This is a genomic window from Rhizobium sp. PL01, from assembly GCF_033447125.1.
Lineage (GTDB): Bacteria > Pseudomonadota > Alphaproteobacteria > Rhizobiales > Rhizobiaceae > Pararhizobium.
Genome location: NZ_JAWQUM010000007.1, coordinates 272,988 through 291,073, shown reverse-complemented (window position 1 = coordinate 291,073; position 18,086 = coordinate 272,988). Strand labels below are relative to the sequence as shown.

Below are 18,086 nucleotides of genomic sequence, written 5' to 3'. Positions count from 1 at the left end.
ACCTGCAGCACATTGGAATATTGCCAACCAGAAGAGCGGCCGCGGTCATACCGCCAGAAGCTCGTGCCGCCGCGGTGCGATCTGGATCGTTACCGCTCGCGAACCGCGCTCGGCACGGTCGAGAAAAATCCCAAGGGCGCCGAAGAAAATGCTGAGGAAGCTTTCAAGGGAACCGTCGTGGCCGTTCGGTTCGCGTCCGAAGCGCTTAGCCAATCCGCGATAGAGGACGAGCCTTTCGGGCTCGATATGCGGCAGTGCCAGAACTGCGCCCTGCCGCAGACAATACCAGTCCGCGATCAGATCCAGCATCGGCAAGGCGGCGGACAAGGAGCCACCGGAAGGCTTCCCTGCTTCCCCACCGAATGAGGCAAGAACAGTCGCTACCCGTTGATCCTGGATCACGGTCACGATACCGTCCGGCCATTCCTTCGCGAAATAACGATACCGCACCAGCGCGCGCTTGTGGCCGCGCAGGAAGGCGCCGTAATTGTCCGACAGGAAGGCCGGATCCTGCCCCTCCGCGGCAAATGCGGCTTCCTGCGCATAGCCCTTGGAAATGCGGGTGTTGACCGGCAACGCGGACATTTCCACCGTTTCGATGGCGATCGCCTTGTGTGAGGGATGAACGACTTTGAACGCGGGCGGAAAAGCCACGAGCGACGGCACGGCAACATTGGTGAGCGACCGATCCCCTCCCCCGCGCCGGGTGACGCCTTCAACATGCAGGTGCCCGCTAAAATGGACGGAAAGCCCCGCCTGCAACAGCGCATCTTCGACCGCCTTGCGCGGCGTGCGGCGCACAACATTGGTTTCGCCAAACAGCGTGCTTTCGGCGCCTGTCGCGCCATCAAAGGGGTCGAGTGCAGGATAGTGGGAGAAGGCCAGCAGCGCCTTGCCAAGCGCCTGCGCTCTGCGGCTGACGCTGGCAATCCAGTCGATGATGAAGGGCTTGGCTCGCAAGAGCGCATTCCATCCGCCCGATGTGCTGTCGGTAAAGGCCGCTTCTTCGCCCGTCTCGAACAGGCCATCGCGCGGCTCGAAGATGTTGGCGTCGATCATCAGCAGCCAGAGCCCAGGCTCCGGTTCGACGAGGTAGGATGCATCCATCAGCTGGTAGACGTTATTCCCGCCGGGCGAGCGAACCTCATAGAGACGGTCTTCGGGCACATCGGAGCCTCCAAACGGCGTTTCCCAGTGGAGATAGTCCGGCTGGCGGAAATAGCCGAAGGCCGCCATCGGGTCGAGACCGGCGGGATAGCCCTCGCAATACATTCCTTCATTGAAGACGACATGCTCGCTTGCCAGAAGAGCATCGCTGGAGACCGAAAGACCCTTGCCGTTTTCCGTCAGGAATTCCTTGGTGTGATGGCGGCCGCGCGGACCGAAGATGTCGTGGTTCCCCGGCAGTGCGTAGAAGGCGGTGCCGTGGGCCGCGCTGTGGTGTTGCAGGATACCCCTCAGCGTTTCGGCGGTGGTCCGCTGCCCGTCGTCGGTATAGTCACCGAGCAACACCACATGGCGGATGTTGCGGCGCCGCACCTCGTCGAGTGCCGCATGGAACGCATCGGCGCTTTCGTTAAAGACACGGGTAGATTGGCGCGTATCCGACCAGCTCCGCATGGTTATCGGCCGCCCGTCGATCACGATGCCAGGAAAACCGAAATCGGCCCCCGTGTCATGGAAGTGGGCATCGGCAATGACAGCGACGGACGGCAGACTGCCTGTCAGCATGATGATGTCTGCTTTCTGCCTTCGATGACATCAATCCATTCGGAGGCGCGGCGCGCAGCGGCATAGAGCATCGGTTTCGGTGTCTCGAACCATTCATCCGGCCGCAGGTCCCGTTTCTCGCGGATCACCGCGACTGCATCATCCAGGGTGGGGTAAAGGTGCGGCTGCTGCTTGTGAAGAAAAAGGGCGACCAGCGAGACCGAGCGGCTGCGGCCGCTACGGCAATTGACGAGCACGTTGCCACCATCCGGAAAGGGATAGGTCTCCCGTTTTGGCATTGTCTGCCTGAGCGCGCCGTCGAGAATATAATAGGCGCCGAGCATCATTGTGTCCGGGCTGCCTTCGCCGTCGATCAGTCCAAGCTTGTAGTACCTAACGTCGCCATAGCCAGTCGCACGCAGATCGCCCTCTTCGGCCGCCGCCGGCACAAAATTGATATCGAGATTGACGGCACAGTTGACGACCGTGGTGATGCCATGCCGCCGAAGGAGCGCCAGATCGCGCGCGCCATCGCTGCCGCCGATATAGATCGTTGCGCCATGCGGGCCGAGGCCTTCGCCAATCAGGCTGATCGCAGGCCGGGCATAAACAGGTCCATCCATTTCCACTCCTTCGCACACACGAGGCGCGCTCTTCTCAGACTGACCCTTCAGGACCAAGCCGTTGTTGCCAGCTGCCGGTCCTGCGCCTGTGCAGACGCCAGCGGGATATTCGACGCCTTGCTGACGCCCTGCGCGAGACCCGCACCGGCGGCGAGCACCGGCCCGCCCCCCTCCAAGCTGCCGATATCAAGGAACGGGCAGACCGCGCCACCGGCTTCACTGACCAGCAGCAGGCCCGCAAGGCAATCCCAGGAATTCATGTGCAATTCGATGTAACCATCCGAGCGTCCATCGGCGACATAGGCGAGTGCCAAAGCCCCCGATCCTGCGCGGCGGACATTGGTGCCCATATCGAGCAGATTTTTGACGACATCGAGATAAGTGGCATTCGGCACACGGGTCGACCATCCCATCTCAATGGAGGCCGCATCGAAGCGCTCCGTCTGAGCGACCTTTATGGGTAGCCCGTTGCGCGTCGCTCCTTCGCCACGGCGGGCGAAATAGAGCTCATTGAGAGCAGGATTGTAGATCGCGCCGATTTCGGTGCGGCCATTCTCGACATAGGCGATGGAGATACAAAAATGCGGAATCCCGCGGGCAAAATTGGCAGTTCCATCGACGGGATCGACCACCCAGACACGCTCGGCAATGTCACCGCCGCCCTCTTCGCCGAAGAAGCTGTCATCTGGAAAATGCGCCGAAAGCAGACCCCGAATATGCGCTTCCGAGGCGGCATCCGTCACCGTCAGGAAGTCCTGAGGACCCTTCATCGAGTAACTGCGCGTCGTCTCGCCGTGAAACCCTTTCAAGACAAGCTCTCCCGCAGAGCGAATAACATCGCGGCACAGGTCGGCACGCGCTTCCAAAGTAGCTGGATAGGGCATTGATTCCATGGACTCCGACCATAAAACACACATTGAACACGTGTTCATATTGCACACGTGTTCAATGTTTTCAAGCGCGATTGTTTGATGCGATAGGCACTGTCATACCTGATGGATCGCTGGCGTTGACGGCCGTGTTGCAGCAGTCAAAATTTGTTGAGCCCCTCCTAACCCGGCGGATTTCAGGCGGTGCGCTCGAACTTCGGACGGCCAAGTTCTTTCATTCTGGTGACGGCATAGACACCTATCCTGGCTTCGGTCCGCTGATTTTGAAGTCTCCTGCTCTCACGGCTCGACCAATGACGCTCTTTTGTTCGCCCATTTGCGCCACCACACGGCTGCGCCGGTTATAGCCCGTCGATTTCTGCCAGCCCATCAGGCCCTTAATCTCGATCTCGGCTATCTGAGCACCGATTGAGGGCTGGCAATAGCGGTCTTGGGCGCAAGGGGTAATGACTTTGGCGTTCTCGCCAAGGCGTGCATCAAGAAAAGCGAGCCGACAGAGCCGGGCTGCGATAGACGCTACGCTACACCACGATAACTGAGGGCCTGCATCGGCATCTTCACTCCGATAGCAGGGTCCGCACCAGAGCATGGGTTGGATCGGCGAGGCCGTCGAGCACGTTGAAATGGTGTTTGTCCGGCTCGACGACCGTAGCGGTCGTGGCGCCGAGGCCGGTCCAGATGTTGGCGAGCAAGGCGTTCTGGCGCAGGAATTCCGAGCGTTCGCTGCTTCCCGCCCAGCAGGTGATGCGGGCATTCGGCATCGGCCGCAGCAGCGCCGGGCTTTCTGCAATTGCCTCCGCTTCGTTGATGGCAAGCCTTTCATTCATGGCGGTGGACAGAAGCGGGCGCAGGTCATGCAGGCCGGAAATGGAGACGACGTTTCGGACGCGTTGCTGGACGTGCGGCGCAAGAGGCGATGTCGCCGTGACCATCCGGCTGGCGAGATGGCCGCCGGCCGAATGCCCGGTCAACATCAGCGGCCCTTCGACAATCCTTGCGGCTTCCCCGATGGCCGCGGCGACTTCGGTCACGATCTCCGCGATGCGAACCTCCGGACATAGCGTGTACGACGGCATGGCAACGGCGTAGCCGCTCGCGACGGCACCGGCGGCCAGATGCGACCAGACGCTCTTGTCGGTCTGCAACCAAAAGCCGCCATGCACGAAGACGACCAGCCCCTTGGCCGAACTGTCGGGGAGAAAGAGGTCCATACGGTTGCGCGGCCGCTCGCCATAGGTGATGTCGAGTTTCGCGCGTCCGTTTGAATGCAACGCACCGCGGAAAGCTTCGGCGGGCTTGACCCAGGCCTCGGGCCACCGGTCGCCGCGGGCGATGTTCACGCCATTGGCATAGGCGTCATCCCAATCCGAAATGCGGTATTCCAGCATCGCTACACTCCTCCCCTTGCTTGCAAGCGCCATAGAAATCGCCCGGACAGTGGAGAAAGGCAATGCCCACCGGGCGAGAAACTTTAGGCTTGAAATAATTTTTGACAGATGCAATGCTGCTCCATGTTCAGCGTAGAAGTGGAGGTCTTCGCTGTGCCCATCACCATTGATGCATTTTCCGGCGCGACGACGCGGCCAGGCGAGATCCGCCCGGGCGAACGGCTTTTCGCGACCACAGACCATCTCGCCGGCTTTGAACATGCCTGGGCCACAGGCACGATAGGAACAGGGGAATAGCCGCCATATGCTTGGACCGACCGCACATGTCGACACGTTTACACGCGACAACCTTCCGCCGCCGGAAGAGTGGCCGGATTTCCTGCTCGAGGGTTTCGAGTATCCGGACCATCTTAACGCAGCCGTCGAACTGACCGATGCGATGGTTGCCAAAGGGGTCGGCGACCGGACCGCGCTGATCGGCAATGGGCGGAGGCGCACCTATAAGGAGCTCTCTGACTGGTCGAACCGGCTGGCGCATGCACTCGTCGAGAACTACGGGGTAAAACCCGGCAACCGCGTCCTCATCCGCTCGGCCAACAATCCGGCCATGGTCGCCTGTTGGCTCGCAGCGACCAAGGCAGGTGCCGTCGTCGTCAACACGATGCCGATGCTGCGCGTCGGCGAACTCGGCAAGATCGTCGACAAGGCCGAGATCGGCCTGGCGCTCTGCGACACGCGCCTGATGGACGAGATGATCGCCTGCGCCAAGGACAGCCGTTTTCTGAAGCAGGTCGTCGGCTTTGACGGGACCGCGAACCACGACGCTGAACTCGACCGGGCCGCTCTCGACAAGCCAGTCATCTTCGACGCCGTTCGCACCGGCCGCGACGACGTGGCGCTTCTCGGCTTCACGTCAGGCACGACAGGCGTGCCGAAGGCGACCATGCATTTCCACCGCGACCTCCTGGCGACTGCAGACGGCTACGCAAAAGAAGTTCTTGGCGTGACGCCAGACGACATCTTCGTCGGTTCGCCGCCGCTCGCCTTCACTTTCGGCCTCGGCGGTCTTGCGATCTTTCCGCTGCGCTTCGGGGCGGCAGCAACGCTCCTCGAACAGGCAACGCCCGCCTCGATGGTCGAGATCATCGAGACCTACAAGGCGACGATCTCGTTCACGGCGCCCACTGCCTATCGGGCCATGCTGAAGGCGATGGATGCCGGCGCGGACCTCTCGTCCCTGCGCGTGGCGATCTCCGCCGGCGAAACGCTGCCCGGTCCGGTCTTCGACGAGTGGACCGAAAAGACCGGCAAGCCCATCCTCGACGGGATCGGCGCCACCGAGATGCTGCACATCTTCATTTCCAACCGTTTCGAGGATCGCAAGGCCGCCTCGACGGGAAAGCCCGTCGGCGGCTACGAGGCGCGGATCGTCGACGACGAGATGCACGACGTGCCGCGCGGTACAATCGGCAAGCTTGCTGTGCGCGGGCCGACAGGCTGCCGTTACATGTCTGATGCGCGCCAGCGCGACTATGTCCGCGGCGGCTGGAACATCACCGGCGACGCCTTCTTCCAGGATGAGGACGGATTCTTCCGGTTCGCCGCCCGTTCGGACGACATGATCGTCAGCGCTGGCTACAATATCGCCGGGCCTGAGGTAGAAGCGGCCCTGATCGCGCATCCTGAAGTCGCCGAATGCGCCGTGATCGGCGCACCGGATGGTGAACGCGGCCAGATCGTCGAGGCTCACGTCGTACTGATCCCCGGCGTTTCGGCGGATGATACGACGATCAAACGCCTACAGGACCACGTCAAGGCGATCATCGCCCCCTATAAATATCCGCGGTCGGTCAAATTCCTGGACGCCTTGCCGAAGACGGCGACGGGCAAGATCCAGCGGTTCCGCCTGCGGCCGGAGAATTGAAATGAGCAAGCCCTACGACCCTTCCCAGGAAGGCGCGCAAATGTCGTTTGATGGGCGCATGTCCTATAGCGACTACCTCGGGCTGGAGAAGATCCTGACCGCACAGGCGCCACTTTCGCAAGCGCATGACGAGATGCTGTTCATCATCCAGCACCAGACCTCCGAACTCTGGATGAAGCTTGCCCTGCACGAGATCGGTTCGGCGATCCGGTCGATCAGGGACGATCGGCTGGAGCCAGCGTTCAAGATGCTATCGCGGGTCGCCCGCATTTTCGAACAACTGAACAACGCCTGGGATGTGCTGAGGACGATGACACCGAGCGAATATACCCAGTTCCGGGATTCGCTTGGACAGTCCTCCGGTTTCCAGTCCTGGCAATACCGGGCGATCGAGTTCTTGGCCGGCAACCGAAACCTCGCCATGCTGCGCCCGCATGCCCATCGCCCCGACATCATGGAGAGGCTGGAGACGATCCTTTCCGCGCCATCGCTCTATGATGAAGCCATCCGGGTCCTGGCGCGCAACGGGTTCGATGTCGGAGAGGAAGCCGAACGCGACAACTGGCGCGAGACACGCGTTGAAAACGACAAGGTCTTCGCCGCCTGGCAGACCGTCTACCGCAACCCGGAACGCTACTGGATGCTCTACGAGCTTGCGGAAAAACTGGTCGATTTCGAGGATTATTTCCGGCGCTGGCGCTTCAATCACGTCACCACAGTCGAACGCATCATCGGCTTCAAGCGCGGAACCGGCGGAACTTCGGGTGCGTCTTATCTCAAGAAGATGCTCGAAGTGGAACTCTTCCCCGAGCTATGGCATGTTCGTACAGACCTTTGATAGAACACAATAAAAACCGAACTATATGAGGAGAACAGCATGAACCGTATTCTGGCATTGAGCCTCTTCGGCCTTTCGCTCGCAACGTCCAGCTTCGCCTACGCCGAACCGGTGAAAATCGGCGTCATCACCACGCTTTCGGGCGGTGGTGCTGGCCTCGGCATCGATATGCGCGATGCCTTTCAGCTCGCCATCGAGCAATCGGGCAACAAGGACATCGAGCTCGTCGTGGAAGACGATGCCCAGAAGCCGGAACTGGCGGTGCAGATTGCCGAAAAGATGATCCAGGGCGACAAGGTGGACCTGATGACCGGCATCATCTGGTCGAACCTCGCCATGGCGGTCGTGCCGAACGCGGTGGCGCAGGACGTCATCTACCTGTCGCCGAATGCCGGCCCCTCGGCGCTGGCGGGTGCGAACTGCAATGCGAACTACTTCAATGTCGCCTACCAAAACGACAATTTCCACGAAGGCATGGGCGAGTACGCCAACAAGGACTACAAGAACAGTTTCATTCTCGCGCCCAACTACCCGGCCGGCAAGGATGCCCTGACCGGCTTCAAGCGCTATTACAAGGGCAGCCTTGCCGGCGAAATCTACACTCAGGTCGGCCAGACCGACTACGCGGCCGAGATCGCGCAGATCCGCGCGTCGGGCGCCGATTCCGTCTACTTCTTCCTGCCGGGCGGCATGGGCATTGCCTTCATGAAGCAGTATGCCCAGTCAGGCGTCGGCATTCCGGTTATGGGTCCGGGATTCTCCTTCGACCAGGACGTGCTGCCAGCCGTCGGTGATGCGGCGCTTGGCGTCAAGAACTCCGCCAGCTGGTCTCCGGATCTCGACAACGAGGTCAACAAGGCCTTCGTCCAGAGCTTCAAGGCCGAATACAACCGCCTGCCATCTGTCTATGCGGCGCAGAGCTGGGATACCGCAAACCTGATCCTCTCGGCGCTTTCCAAGGCGAGCGTCAAGGACAAGGATGCCTTCCGCGCAGCGCTGAAGGCGGCGGACTTCAAGTCTGTGCGCGGCACGTTCGCCTTCAACACCAACCAGCACCCGATCCAGAACATCTATGTACGCGAGGTGGTGAAAGATGGCGACGTATTGACCAACAAGATCATCGCGACCGCTTTTGAAAACCATAAGGACGCCTACGCCGACAAGTGCGGGCTGTAACGTCCCTTCATGCCTGATCGTTCGGGCGTCCGGCTTCCCGCCGGCGCCCGGACGATACCCCATGCGCTCCCGACCGACCCGAAGCCTGGACCGACGCCGTGTTGACTGCACTCCTGATCGAACAACTGCTCAACGGGCTTCAGCTCGGCGTGATGCTGTTTCTGATGGCCGCCGGCCTGACACTAATCTTCGGCGTCATGGGCCTCATTAACCTCGCCCATGGCTCGCTCTACATGATCGGCGCCTTCGCCTGCGCCACGGTCGCGGCCGCCACCGGATCCTTCTGGCTGGGCCTGATCGCCAGCCTCGCAGCCGCCGCCGGCGTCGGCGCACTCATCGAGATCGTCGTTATCCGAAGGCTTTACGACCGCGATCATCTCGACCAGGTGCTCGCCACCTTCGCCCTTATCCTGATCCTGTCGGAAGGCGCGCGCTGGCTGTTCGGCTCGTTCCCGCTCTATCTCGACATCCCCAAGCAACTTCAAGGCGCGGTGCCGCTGCCGGGCGGTGGGCAATACCAGCTCTACCGCCTGGCGATCATCGCCGTTGGTATTGTTGTCGCCGCCAGCCTCTACCTGCTGATCTCGAAGACCCGGCTTGGCATGCGCATTCGTGCCGGTGAGTCCGACCGTGAGATGATCGCCGCCCTCGGCGTCGATATCACCACGCTCTACACGATGGTCTTCGCGCTCGGCGCAGCACTCGCCGGCCTTGCCGGCGCCCTGGTCGGCGCGCTCCAGTCGGTACAGGTCGGGATGGGCGAACCAGTGTTGATCCTCGCCTTCGTCGTTATCGTCATCGGCGGTATCGGCTCCATCAAGGGCGCGCTCGTCGGCGCCGTCATCGTCGGCGTGGTCGATACCATGGGCCGTTTCCTGCTGCCCTCGCTGCTTGCGCTGACCATGCCCGCCGCCCAGGCGGCCACGATCGGCGCGGCGCTGGCCTCGATGCTGATCTATGTCGTCATGGCCCTCATTCTCGCTTTCAGGCCAAGCGGCCTGTTCGCGGCCCAGTCGTGAGGCCCAAATGACCCGCGAAACCACCATCAACCTGCTGCTCGCTCTCCTGCTTCTTGGCCTCCCGCTCGTCGCATCCAGCATTGGCGAACCCTTCTACGTGACGCTCGCGACCCGCGTCGTCGTACTCGCACTCGCCGCTGTCGGCCTCAACCTGGCGCTCGGTCTTGGCGGACTGTTGTCCTTCGGCCACGCCGCCTTCTTCGGTATCGGCGGTTATGTTGCAGGCATCCTAGCAACGCATGCCTTCAATGCCGAACTGCTTGTATTGGGAATTCCCGGGACGACCTCGATGCCGATCATCTGGCTGGTGGCCGTGGTGGTCGCCGGCCTCGTGGCCCTGCCGATCGGCGCGATCAGCCTGCGCACAACCGGCGTGTATTTCATCATGATCACGCTCGCCTTCGCGCAGATGATCTATTATTTCGCGGTCTCCTGGCCGGCCTATGGCGGCGAGGACGGCCTGTCGATCTCCATGCGCAACGCCTTCCCCGGGATCAACACCACCAAGCCCCTGCCCTATTTCCTCATCTGCTTCGCCGTGCTGATGGCAACGCTTCTTCTATTCCGGCTCGTCGAGGGCTCGCGTTTCGGCAGCGCCCTGCAGGCGGCACGACAGAACGGTACGCGCCTTGCCGCCGTCGGCATCCAGCCCTTTTACGTCAGGCTCGTCGCCTTTACCATCTCGGCCATGATCACCGGCCTTGCCGGCGCGCTCTATGCCGACCTCAACCGCTTCGTCGGCCCCTCGATGTTGTCCTGGCACATGTCGGGCGAGTTGATGGTGCTGATCATCCTCGGCGGCAACGGCCGGTTGTTCGGCCCCGTCGCCGGCGCAATGGTCTTCGTTTGCCTGGAAAATGTGCTTGGTGGCATCACCGAGCGTTGGCAGTTCTTCCTCGGCCTCATTCTGCTCGGCATCGTGCTCTTCGCACGCGGCGGGTTTTTGGGCCTTTTGTCGGGAAAGCCGCGTCATGCCTGAGCCCATTCTCGAAATCCGCGATTTGCGCAAGTCCTTCAACGCGCTGAAGGCCACGGATGGCGTGAGCCTCGACCTTTACCCCGGACAGATCCACGCCCTGATCGGCCCGAACGGTGCCGGCAAGAGCACGCTCATCCACCAGATCGCCGGATCGCTTACGGCCGACAGCGGCACGATCCGTTTTCTCGGCCAGGATATCGGCGGGCTTCACATGGCGGCGCGGGCGCGGCTCGGCCTGGCGCGCAGTTTCCAGGTCTCCTCGCTCGCCCAGGAGTTCTCCGCCCTTCGCAACGTCATGCTGGCAGTGCAGTCCAAGCAGGCCAGCAGCTTCCGGTTCCTTCGGCAAGTGGCGAACGACAAGACCCTGACCGATCCGGCAATGGTCATGCTGGAGCGCGTCGGCCTGGCCGGACGTGCCCACCTGCCGGCGGGCGAGCTCTCGCACGGCGAACGCCGGCAGCTTGAGATCGCCATCGCGCTCGCGCTTTCGCCAAAAGCCTTCCTTTTCGACGAACCCATGGCCGGCATGGGACCCGAGGGCTCCAAGCAGTTGACGTCGCTCCTTGACGAATTGCGTCACGAAGCGCCGATGCTTTTGGTAGAGCACGACATGGATGCGGTCTTTGCGCTGGCTGACCGCATATCGGTCCTCGTCTATGGCCGCATCATCGCGACGGGAACGGTCGATGAAATCCGCAGCGACCCCGACGTGCGCCGCGCCTATCTCGGAGACGCCGCGTGACCCTCCTTGAGCTCAAAGGCCTCGAAACCTTCTACGGCGCCTCGCAGGCGCTGTTCGGCGTCGATCTCGATATCAGGGAAGGCGAAGTCGTTGCGCTGATGGGGCGTAACGGCATGGGAAAGACAACGACCATCAACTCGATCATCGGTCTCGTGCGCCCGCGTTCAGGCGCGATCAGCTTTGCCGGCACGGCGATCTTCGGCATGCGACCGCACCGGATCGCAAGACTCGGCCTCGGCCTCGTGCCGGAAGGACGACGCTGCTTTCCCAACCTGACGGTCATGGAGAACCTCGTCGCCACGGCGCGCGGCAGCGACTGGAGCTTCGAAAAAGTCGTCGACCTCTTTCCCCGCCTTGGCGAGCGGCGCAATCAATATGCCCGCACGCTCTCCGGCGGCGAACAGCAAATGCTCGCCATCGGCCGCGCCCTGATGACCAATCCGCGCCTCGTCATTTTGGACGAGGCAACCGAGGGTCTCGCGCCCGTCATCCGCCAGGACATCTGGTCGGCGATCCGCACGCTGAAGGCCGCAGGCCAGTCGATCCTCGTCGTCGACAAGACGCTGTCGGAACTACTGCCCGTGGCAGACAGATGCTTCGTGCTGGAGAAAGGCACGACCGTTTTCGAAGGGGCGCCGGCGGCACTGACTTCAGAACTTCAGGACCGTTATCTCGGCGTCTGACGTCTTGGCTTAAGCGGCCGGAATGCCGCCGCCGAGCACAACGGAATAGGCCGCCGCGTCGATATTACCGCCGGAAATCACGCAGACAATATTCCCCGTCAGATCGGGTCGCGCGATCGCGGCGGCAAGAGAAGCGGCGCCCGCGCCTTCAGCGACGATCTTGGCTTTCCTGAACAGCAGCCGCATCGCCTCGGTCACCTCGGCAGGGCTGACGGAAATGGCGCCGTCGATCAGGTCGCGCGCGACGGGCCAGAGCTGCGGCACCAGCGACGGACCACCGATGCTCTTGATGAAAGACGGCCGGGTTTCTATCGTTACGATATGTCCGGCTTCGAGAGCAGCACGGACCGGCGCAGCGCTGCCGTCCTCGACCGCGAAGATGCGCGCGCGCCGGGACATCGCCTTGAGCGCGCTGGCGACGCCTGCTGTCATGCCGCCGCCGCCGTATGGGGTCAGCACCACATCGACGTCAGGCAGATCCTCGACGATTTCCATGCCCATGGTGCCGTTGCCTGCCAGCACCGCCTGATCGGTCACTGGATTGATCAACAGCTCCGGCGCATCCGGCCGGGCGGCACCGACAATATAATCCCACCAGGTTTGCGCGCTGACGAAGCGAACCTCGCCGCCAAGGTCTCGCACCCCGTCGATCTTGGTTTGCGGCGCGCCGCGATACATGTAGGCCACCATCGGCACGCCGACGAGGCGGGCGGCCCACGCCATGCCATAGGCCATGTTACCGGAGCTGGTGACCGCGATGCCGTCGCGAAGGGATGCGGGATCACGTGACAACACGGCGTTCAGCGCCGGACGGAGCTTGAAGGCACCGATCGGAGACAGGGTCTCCAGTTTCAGAAAGATCTGCCGGTCCGCCAACCCAAGGTCGAGCTTGACCAGCGGCGTGCGCGCAAAATGCGGTGCGATGCGCGCACGGGCCTCGGCGATCTCTTCGAGTGTCGGGCGGCGTGGTGCGGTCATGGCGAGGTTTCCCGGATGAGAGCAAGGCGACCGGATATGGGTGGACTGCCCCTCATCCAGCCTGACGGCAGCCTTCTCCCCGCAAGCGGGGAGAAGGCGCGGGGCCAATTTCCCGCCGCCGCAAAATCAGGTCACGGCAGAGCGGACGGCGAAACGCGCATCCTGCCACGATCCGGTGCGCAGGATGTCTTCGAGGATCACGACCGCATTCCACACATCCATGTAGCTGACATAGAGCGGCGTGAAGCCGAACCGGATGGTCGAGGGTGCGCGGAAATCGCCGATGACACCGCTGGCGATCAGCGCCTGCATGATCGCATAGGCATTCGGATGGCTGAACGAGACCTGGCTGCCGCGTTTTGCCCGGTCGCGTGGGCTTTCCAGCTCAAGGCCATAGGCGCCGCATCTGGCTTCGACGAGCGCGATGAACAGGTCTGTTAGGCCGAGGCTTTTTGCGCGCAGCGCCTCCATGTCGACCTCATCCCAGATGTCGAGCGCGCCCTTCAGCGCGCGAAGAGAGAGGATCGGTTGCGTGCCGCACAGAAAGCGGCGGATGCCCTGGCCGGCCGCATAGTGCTTTTCAAAGGCGAAGGGTCGCGCATGGCCCCACCAGCCGCTGAGCGGCTGGCTGATATCGCCATGGTAGCGTTCGGCGGCATAGATGAAGGCCGGCGCGCCGGGGCCACCGTTGAGGTACTTGTAAGTGCAGCCGACGGCGAAATCGACATTCGCACCGTCAAGATCGACCGGCAACGCACCGGCCGTGTGGCAGAGATCCCAGATGATCAGCGCGCCGTGTTCATGCGCCTTGCGTGTCAAAGCCGCCATGTCGCGCAATTCGCCCGACTTGTAGTTGACGTGATTGACCAGAACCACGGCGACGTCACTGTTGATCAGTTCTTCAATCGCCGGTGCATCGACGCCTTCCAGCCGCAGCGACGTACCCGGACGAGTCGAGACAACCCCCTCGGCCATGTAGATGTCGGTCGGGAAGCTGCCGCCTTCGCTGACGATCACCGATCGGTCGGGCCTGAGCGCCATTGCCGCGTGCAGGGTCTTGTAGATGTTGACCGACGTCGTGTCGCAGACGACAGTCTGGCCGGCGGCCGCGCCGATCAAACGTCCCACGCGGTCGCCCAGCGCCAGTGGCATGTCGAACCAGCCTGCGGTGTTCCAGCTACGGATGAGGTCCTGCCCCCACTCCTCGGTTGCCGCTTTGTGAAGCGCGGCGAAGGCGGCATGCGAGGCAACTCCAAGGGAGTTGCCATCGAGGTAGATGAGGCCTTTTGGCAGGATGAACCGGTCGCGCATCGCGCGCAGCCCATCAACCTCGTCCATGGCCTCGATTGCAGCGAAATCAGGAAGTGCAGACATGGGGGCGGTCCTTGGATTATTCACGAATGGTTTCACGGGCGGGCGCTGGGCCGCGGCTTCGCTTGAGGCTGGGCAGGGCCAGCATGGCGAGCACAAACAGGCCTGTCGCAAGCTTCAGATCCGGCGGCGGCATGCCGGCGGCGAGGCAGAAGGAGACGAGCTGGTAATAGACGATGGCACCGACGAAGGGGGCAACGAGCTGGCGTGGCACACTGTTCTTGCCAACGATGGCCTCGCCGATCATCAGGGCTGCAAGGCCGTTGATCAGGATGCCGAGACCCATGTTGACGTCGGCAAAACCCTGCGACTGCACCATCAGCGCGCCGCCCACCGCCGAGAAGCCGCCCGCGAGCCCGACGCCGCCGATGGTCGCCAGCCAGACATTGATGCCCTGTGCTTCGGCCATATCCGGATTGGCCCCGACGGCGCGGACGGCCGTGCCTTTTTCGGTGCGGAAGAAATGCAGCAGCAGTGCGAAGACCAGAAGACCGATCACGCCGGCCATGACGATCTTGCTCGCTGGAAAGCCGGGCTGCAGGAATGGTACCCAGTCAAAGACGGTCGTCGACCCGAAGACCGAAATGTTCGAACGGCCCATGATGCGCAAGTTGATCGAATAAAGCATCGTCATCATCAGGATGCCGGCGAGTAGCGTATGGATCCGGAAGCGCAGATGGATGAAGGCCGTGCAGCAACCGGCGACGAAACCGGCGATCAGGGCAGCGGCGATCGCCGCCAAGGGCGACATTCCGGCGGCCATGAGCACGCCGCAGACGCAACCACCGAGCGGGAACGCCCCTTCGCTGGTCAGGTCCGGAAAGCTCAGCATACGGAAAGGGATCATGATCCCCAGCACGACGAAGGCGAGGATCAGGCTCTGCGCCAGGGTGACGGGAACCAGCGCAATGAAGCTCGAGACGGTGTTTTGAAGAAAATCCATGATCATCAGCTCGCCAGAAACATACGGTCGGTTTTGACGGAGAAATGGCCGATCAGGTCCGGGACCGTGATCGCGACCTTTTCCTTGCCGGCGATTTCGAGACGCACGCGACCGGCGTCGAGCATGATGACCCGGTTTCCGAAATCGACGGCGTGCTGCATGTTGTGCGTCACCATCAGGGTCGTCAGCTTCAAGGCTTCGACGGCACGGATCGTCGCCTGCATGACGATGTCGGCCGTGCGCGGATCGAGCGCTGCCGTGTGTTCGTCGAGCAGCAGAAGCGCCGGCGAACCGCCGACCGCCATGATCAGCGATAGCGATTGCCGCTGCCCGCCGGACAGCAGCTCCACCCGCGTATCGAGACGGTTTTCAAGACCGAGGCCGAGCAGCGACAAGCGCTCCTTGTAGGCGGCAAGCCGTGCCGGATTGAGACCGCGACGCAGCGTTCGCTTGTTGGCCCTCAGGTCTGCCAGCAGCATGTTTTCCGCCACCGTCATCGAGGCGGCAGTGCCCTTCATCGGGTCCTGGAACACGCGCGCGAGGCGCATGGCGCGTTTATGCACGGGTATAGCTGTGACATCGTCGCCGTTGATGAGAACCTTACCGGTGTCGAGAACGAGGGCCCCGGAGATGGCGTTGAGCATGCTGCTCTTGCCCGCGCCGTTCGAGCCGATGACGACGCCGAACTCCCCTGTTTCGAGCCGCAGGTTGAGGTCGTCAAGAGCGACCTTCTCATCTGCCTGCCCCTTGTAGAACACCTTTCGGGCCGACTTGATTTCCAGCATTGGCTCCCCCTCTTTACGCGAAGTGACGGCGCTTTCACGCGCCGTCACTTGTTGACACCAACCTGCCTCAGTCGATCAGGCAGCCGCAATCAGCAAGCGATGCCGGCACTTCCAGGCCAAAGGCGGCAAGCGTCTTCTTCGAGATCAGCGGCTTGTGGTCCTCATAGGCCGGGCGCCACGGAGCGATGGACTTCGGGTCCTTGCCCTTGAGGATTTCGGCGGCGATCTTGCCAGCCGCCAGGCCGACCTGCTCGTAGTTCACGGCGAAGCTCGCCGGAACGACGCCCTCGCGCACGGCACCGTCGTCGGAATTGACGATCGGGATTTGCGCCTGGCGCGCGGCGGCCGAAACGGCGGCGATCGCCGGCTGGAGCAGGTTGGACGCCGGCGTATAGATCACGTCGGCCTTGCCTGCGAAGGAGGCGATACGCTGCTGGATGTCGTTGACGTTGTCGACGCCGACGGCAACGACCTCGAATCCGGCGGCCGGTGCTGCTTCCTTGATCTTGTCGAGCAGTGCCGTGTCGTTGGCTTCGCCCGGATTGTAAGGCACGCCGAAGCGCTTGGCGTCAGGCAGCAGCTTGTGGGTGAATTCCATCACGGCGGCGACGTCCTGAAGGTCCGTCGCTCCAGTCATGCCCTCGTCGCCGGCCTCCCAGGAGGGAACCAGCTTGGCGGCCACCGGATCGGTGACGGCGGAAAACACCACCGGAATCCCGGAACCGGCAAGCGCCTTCTTGGCGATCTGCGAAACAGGGGTCGTGATCGTATAGATCAGCTTCGGCTGCTCGGCCTGAAGCTTTGCGATCATCTGCGGTACAAGTGATGCGTCGAAGTTGGTGTGGCTCTCGCTATAGACGACGTCGGTTCCTTCGACGAAGCCGTTTTCCGCCAGTGCCTTCTTGAAGCCGGCGATCGATGCACTCAGCTGCGGATGTTCGCCGAAGTTGGCAATGCCGATGCGGATCGGCTCAGCCGCCGCCGATCCGGCGCCCAGCACCAGAGCACCGGCGACGAACAGTCCGGAAAATAACGTCTTTGTAAATCTGCCCATGAAATCCTCCCAGATACGATAAGCGACCGCCGTTCCTCAGCGGCTTGCAGGGATCATGGCGGCGGCCCGGCTTCTTGTCAAATAAATATATATATTTTGATTATAGTGGCGAAACTATATATATTTGTGCTGATCCCACGCAGACGTTAAGGGAACGTGATGCAAGATCTTGAGCAATCGACCAAGACGGAATCGGCCTACCGGCTTCTACGGCGCGACATCCTCACGACGCGGCTCAGCCCCGGTGCGCCGATGAAGCTGAGCGCGCTGCGCGACCGCTACGAGATCGGCTGGACGCCGTTGCGCGAAGCCTTGTCACGGCTTGAAGCCGAAGGGCTCGTCACCACCATCAGCAATCGCGGTTTTGCCGTTGCTCCGGTTTCGCGTGCGGCGCTGGAGGATCTCACCCGTGCACGGTCGGTTGTCGAGATCCCCCTTCTGCTCGAATCGATCGAGAATGGCGACAGCGCCTGGGAATCCGCGGTCGTCACTGCGCATTATCGGCTGTCGCGCTGCAAGCTCTCCATCGAGAACGTCTCTGAAAGCGAGATCGACGAGTGGGACGAGAAGCACGCTACCTTCCACGCCGCTCTGATCAGTGCCGCAAGGTCGAGCTGGCTCGCGCGCTTCCAGGCGACGATTTCCGACCAGCTTCGCCGCCACCACCGCTTCCTCAGCCTCGCCCCGACACTGAGGGCGGCAGAGGGCATGAACGAGGGATACCAGGAAGCCGTCGCCGCGCTACACGACGCCATGGCGATCAAGCATCATACCGAACTCATGGAAGCAGCCCTTGACCGCGACGTCGCGCGCGCCAAGACATTGATGGCCGATCACATCGGCTTTACGATCAATGTCTTTGCCCAGTCGGAGGATGGCGGCCATCCCTCACCCCACCCGCTGCTGGTCCACCCAATAAAATGATGGCGCGACATCCGGCCTGTCCAAGAGCGGGAAACATCTCTAAAAGGCAAGGCGGCGAG

Annotated in this window: 18 protein-coding genes; 9 read left to right on the top strand and 9 right to left on the bottom strand. The window is 62.2% G+C overall.

The window, feature by feature from the left end; all coding sequences use genetic code 11:
• Positions 1-45 precede the first annotated feature (45 nt).
• The 4 genes from R6X40_RS18445 to R6X40_RS18430 all read right to left on the bottom strand — a co-directional run bounded on the left by R6X40_RS18445 (position 46) and on the right by R6X40_RS18430 (position 4,611).
• Entirely contained in the window at positions 46-1,731 is a 1,686-nt protein-coding gene (locus tag R6X40_RS18445; RefSeq protein ID WP_318415246.1) for a metallophosphoesterase, read from the bottom strand.
• Positions 1,725-2,333, bottom strand: a complete 609-nt coding sequence (locus tag R6X40_RS18440) for a dual specificity protein phosphatase (protein WP_318415245.1) — start codon at positions 2,331-2,333, stop codon at positions 1,725-1,727. The genes R6X40_RS18445 and R6X40_RS18440 overlap by 7 nt, the downstream gene beginning before the upstream one ends.
• Positions 2,334-2,380: 47 nt before the next feature.
• Complete coding sequence (locus tag R6X40_RS18435; RefSeq protein WP_318415244.1) at positions 2,381-3,226, bottom strand: inositol monophosphatase; 846 nt, start codon at positions 3,224-3,226, stop codon at positions 2,381-2,383.
• Between the two features lie 554 nt (positions 3,227-3,780).
• Entirely contained in the window at positions 3,781-4,611 is an 831-nt protein-coding gene (locus tag R6X40_RS18430) for an alpha/beta hydrolase (protein ID WP_318415243.1), read from the bottom strand.
• Positions 4,612-4,764: 153 nt separating this feature from the next.
• On the opposite strand from R6X40_RS18430, the gene R6X40_RS18425 reads away from it, so the two are divergent.
• From R6X40_RS18425 to R6X40_RS18390, 8 genes are all read left to right on the top strand, one after another.
• Positions 4,765-4,908 (top strand): hypothetical protein, encoded by a 144-nt coding sequence (locus R6X40_RS18425; protein WP_318415242.1) that lies wholly within the window; start codon positions 4,765-4,767, stop codon positions 4,906-4,908.
• A gap of 7 nt (positions 4,909-4,915) precedes the next feature.
• A complete protein-coding gene (locus R6X40_RS18420; RefSeq protein ID WP_318415241.1) occupies positions 4,916-6,535 on the top strand; it encodes an AMP-binding protein in 1,620 nt (539 codons plus the stop codon).
• Between the two features lies 1 nt (position 6,536).
• Complete coding sequence (gene kynA, locus R6X40_RS18415) at positions 6,537-7,373, top strand: tryptophan 2,3-dioxygenase (protein WP_318415240.1); 837 nt, start codon at positions 6,537-6,539, stop codon at positions 7,371-7,373.
• 39 nt (positions 7,374-7,412) lie between these two features.
• Positions 7,413-8,549: an ABC transporter substrate-binding protein gene (locus R6X40_RS18410; protein ID WP_318415239.1), complete on the top strand. Its 1,137-nt coding sequence runs from the start codon at positions 7,413-7,415 to the stop codon at positions 8,547-8,549.
• A gap of 98 nt (positions 8,550-8,647) precedes the next feature.
• Complete coding sequence (locus R6X40_RS18405; RefSeq protein WP_318415238.1) at positions 8,648-9,568, top strand: branched-chain amino acid ABC transporter permease; 921 nt, start codon at positions 8,648-8,650, stop codon at positions 9,566-9,568.
• Positions 9,569-9,575: 7 nt separating this feature from the next.
• Complete coding sequence (locus R6X40_RS18400; protein ID WP_318415237.1) at positions 9,576-10,547, top strand: branched-chain amino acid ABC transporter permease; 972 nt, start codon at positions 9,576-9,578, stop codon at positions 10,545-10,547.
• A complete protein-coding gene (locus R6X40_RS18395) occupies positions 10,540-11,289 on the top strand; it encodes an ABC transporter ATP-binding protein (RefSeq protein ID WP_318415236.1) in 750 nt (249 codons plus the stop codon). The genes R6X40_RS18400 and R6X40_RS18395 overlap by 8 nt, the downstream gene beginning before the upstream one ends.
• Complete coding sequence (locus tag R6X40_RS18390) at positions 11,286-11,972, top strand: ABC transporter ATP-binding protein (RefSeq protein WP_318415235.1); 687 nt, start codon at positions 11,286-11,288, stop codon at positions 11,970-11,972. Before R6X40_RS18395 ends, R6X40_RS18390 begins: the two co-directional genes overlap by 4 nt.
• Before the next feature lie 9 nt (positions 11,973-11,981).
• On the opposite strand, the gene R6X40_RS18385 is transcribed toward R6X40_RS18390, so the two are convergent.
• The 5 genes from R6X40_RS18385 to R6X40_RS18365 all read right to left on the bottom strand — a co-directional run bounded on the left by R6X40_RS18385 (position 11,982) and on the right by R6X40_RS18365 (position 17,103).
• Positions 11,982-12,950: a threonine/serine dehydratase gene (locus tag R6X40_RS18385; RefSeq protein ID WP_318415234.1), complete on the bottom strand. Its 969-nt coding sequence runs from the start codon at positions 12,948-12,950 to the stop codon at positions 11,982-11,984.
• Positions 12,951-13,076: 126 nt separating this feature from the next.
• Positions 13,077-14,324 (bottom strand): kynureninase, encoded by a 1,248-nt coding sequence (kynU, locus tag R6X40_RS18380; protein WP_318415233.1) that lies wholly within the window; start codon positions 14,322-14,324, stop codon positions 13,077-13,079.
• Between the two features lie 16 nt (positions 14,325-14,340).
• Positions 14,341-15,264, bottom strand: a complete 924-nt coding sequence (locus R6X40_RS18375) for an ABC transporter permease (protein WP_318415232.1) — start codon at positions 15,262-15,264, stop codon at positions 14,341-14,343.
• Between the two features lie 5 nt (positions 15,265-15,269).
• On the bottom strand, positions 15,270-16,049 hold the full coding sequence (locus R6X40_RS18370; protein ID WP_318415231.1) for an ABC transporter ATP-binding protein: 780 nt from the start codon (positions 16,047-16,049) through the stop codon (positions 15,270-15,272).
• Between the two features lie 67 nt (positions 16,050-16,116).
• Positions 16,117-17,103 carry an ABC transporter substrate-binding protein gene (locus tag R6X40_RS18365; protein WP_318415230.1) on the bottom strand — a complete coding sequence of 329 codons (987 nt, stop codon included), beginning with the start codon at positions 17,101-17,103 and terminating at the stop codon, positions 16,117-16,119.
• A 159-nt stretch (positions 17,104-17,262) separates the two neighbouring features.
• Here R6X40_RS18365 and R6X40_RS18360 point away from each other — a divergent pair, with 159 nt between their 5' ends.
• Positions 17,263-18,027 (top strand): GntR family transcriptional regulator, encoded by a 765-nt coding sequence (locus R6X40_RS18360; RefSeq protein ID WP_318415229.1) that lies wholly within the window; start codon positions 17,263-17,265, stop codon positions 18,025-18,027.
• Positions 18,028-18,086 lie beyond the last annotated feature (59 nt).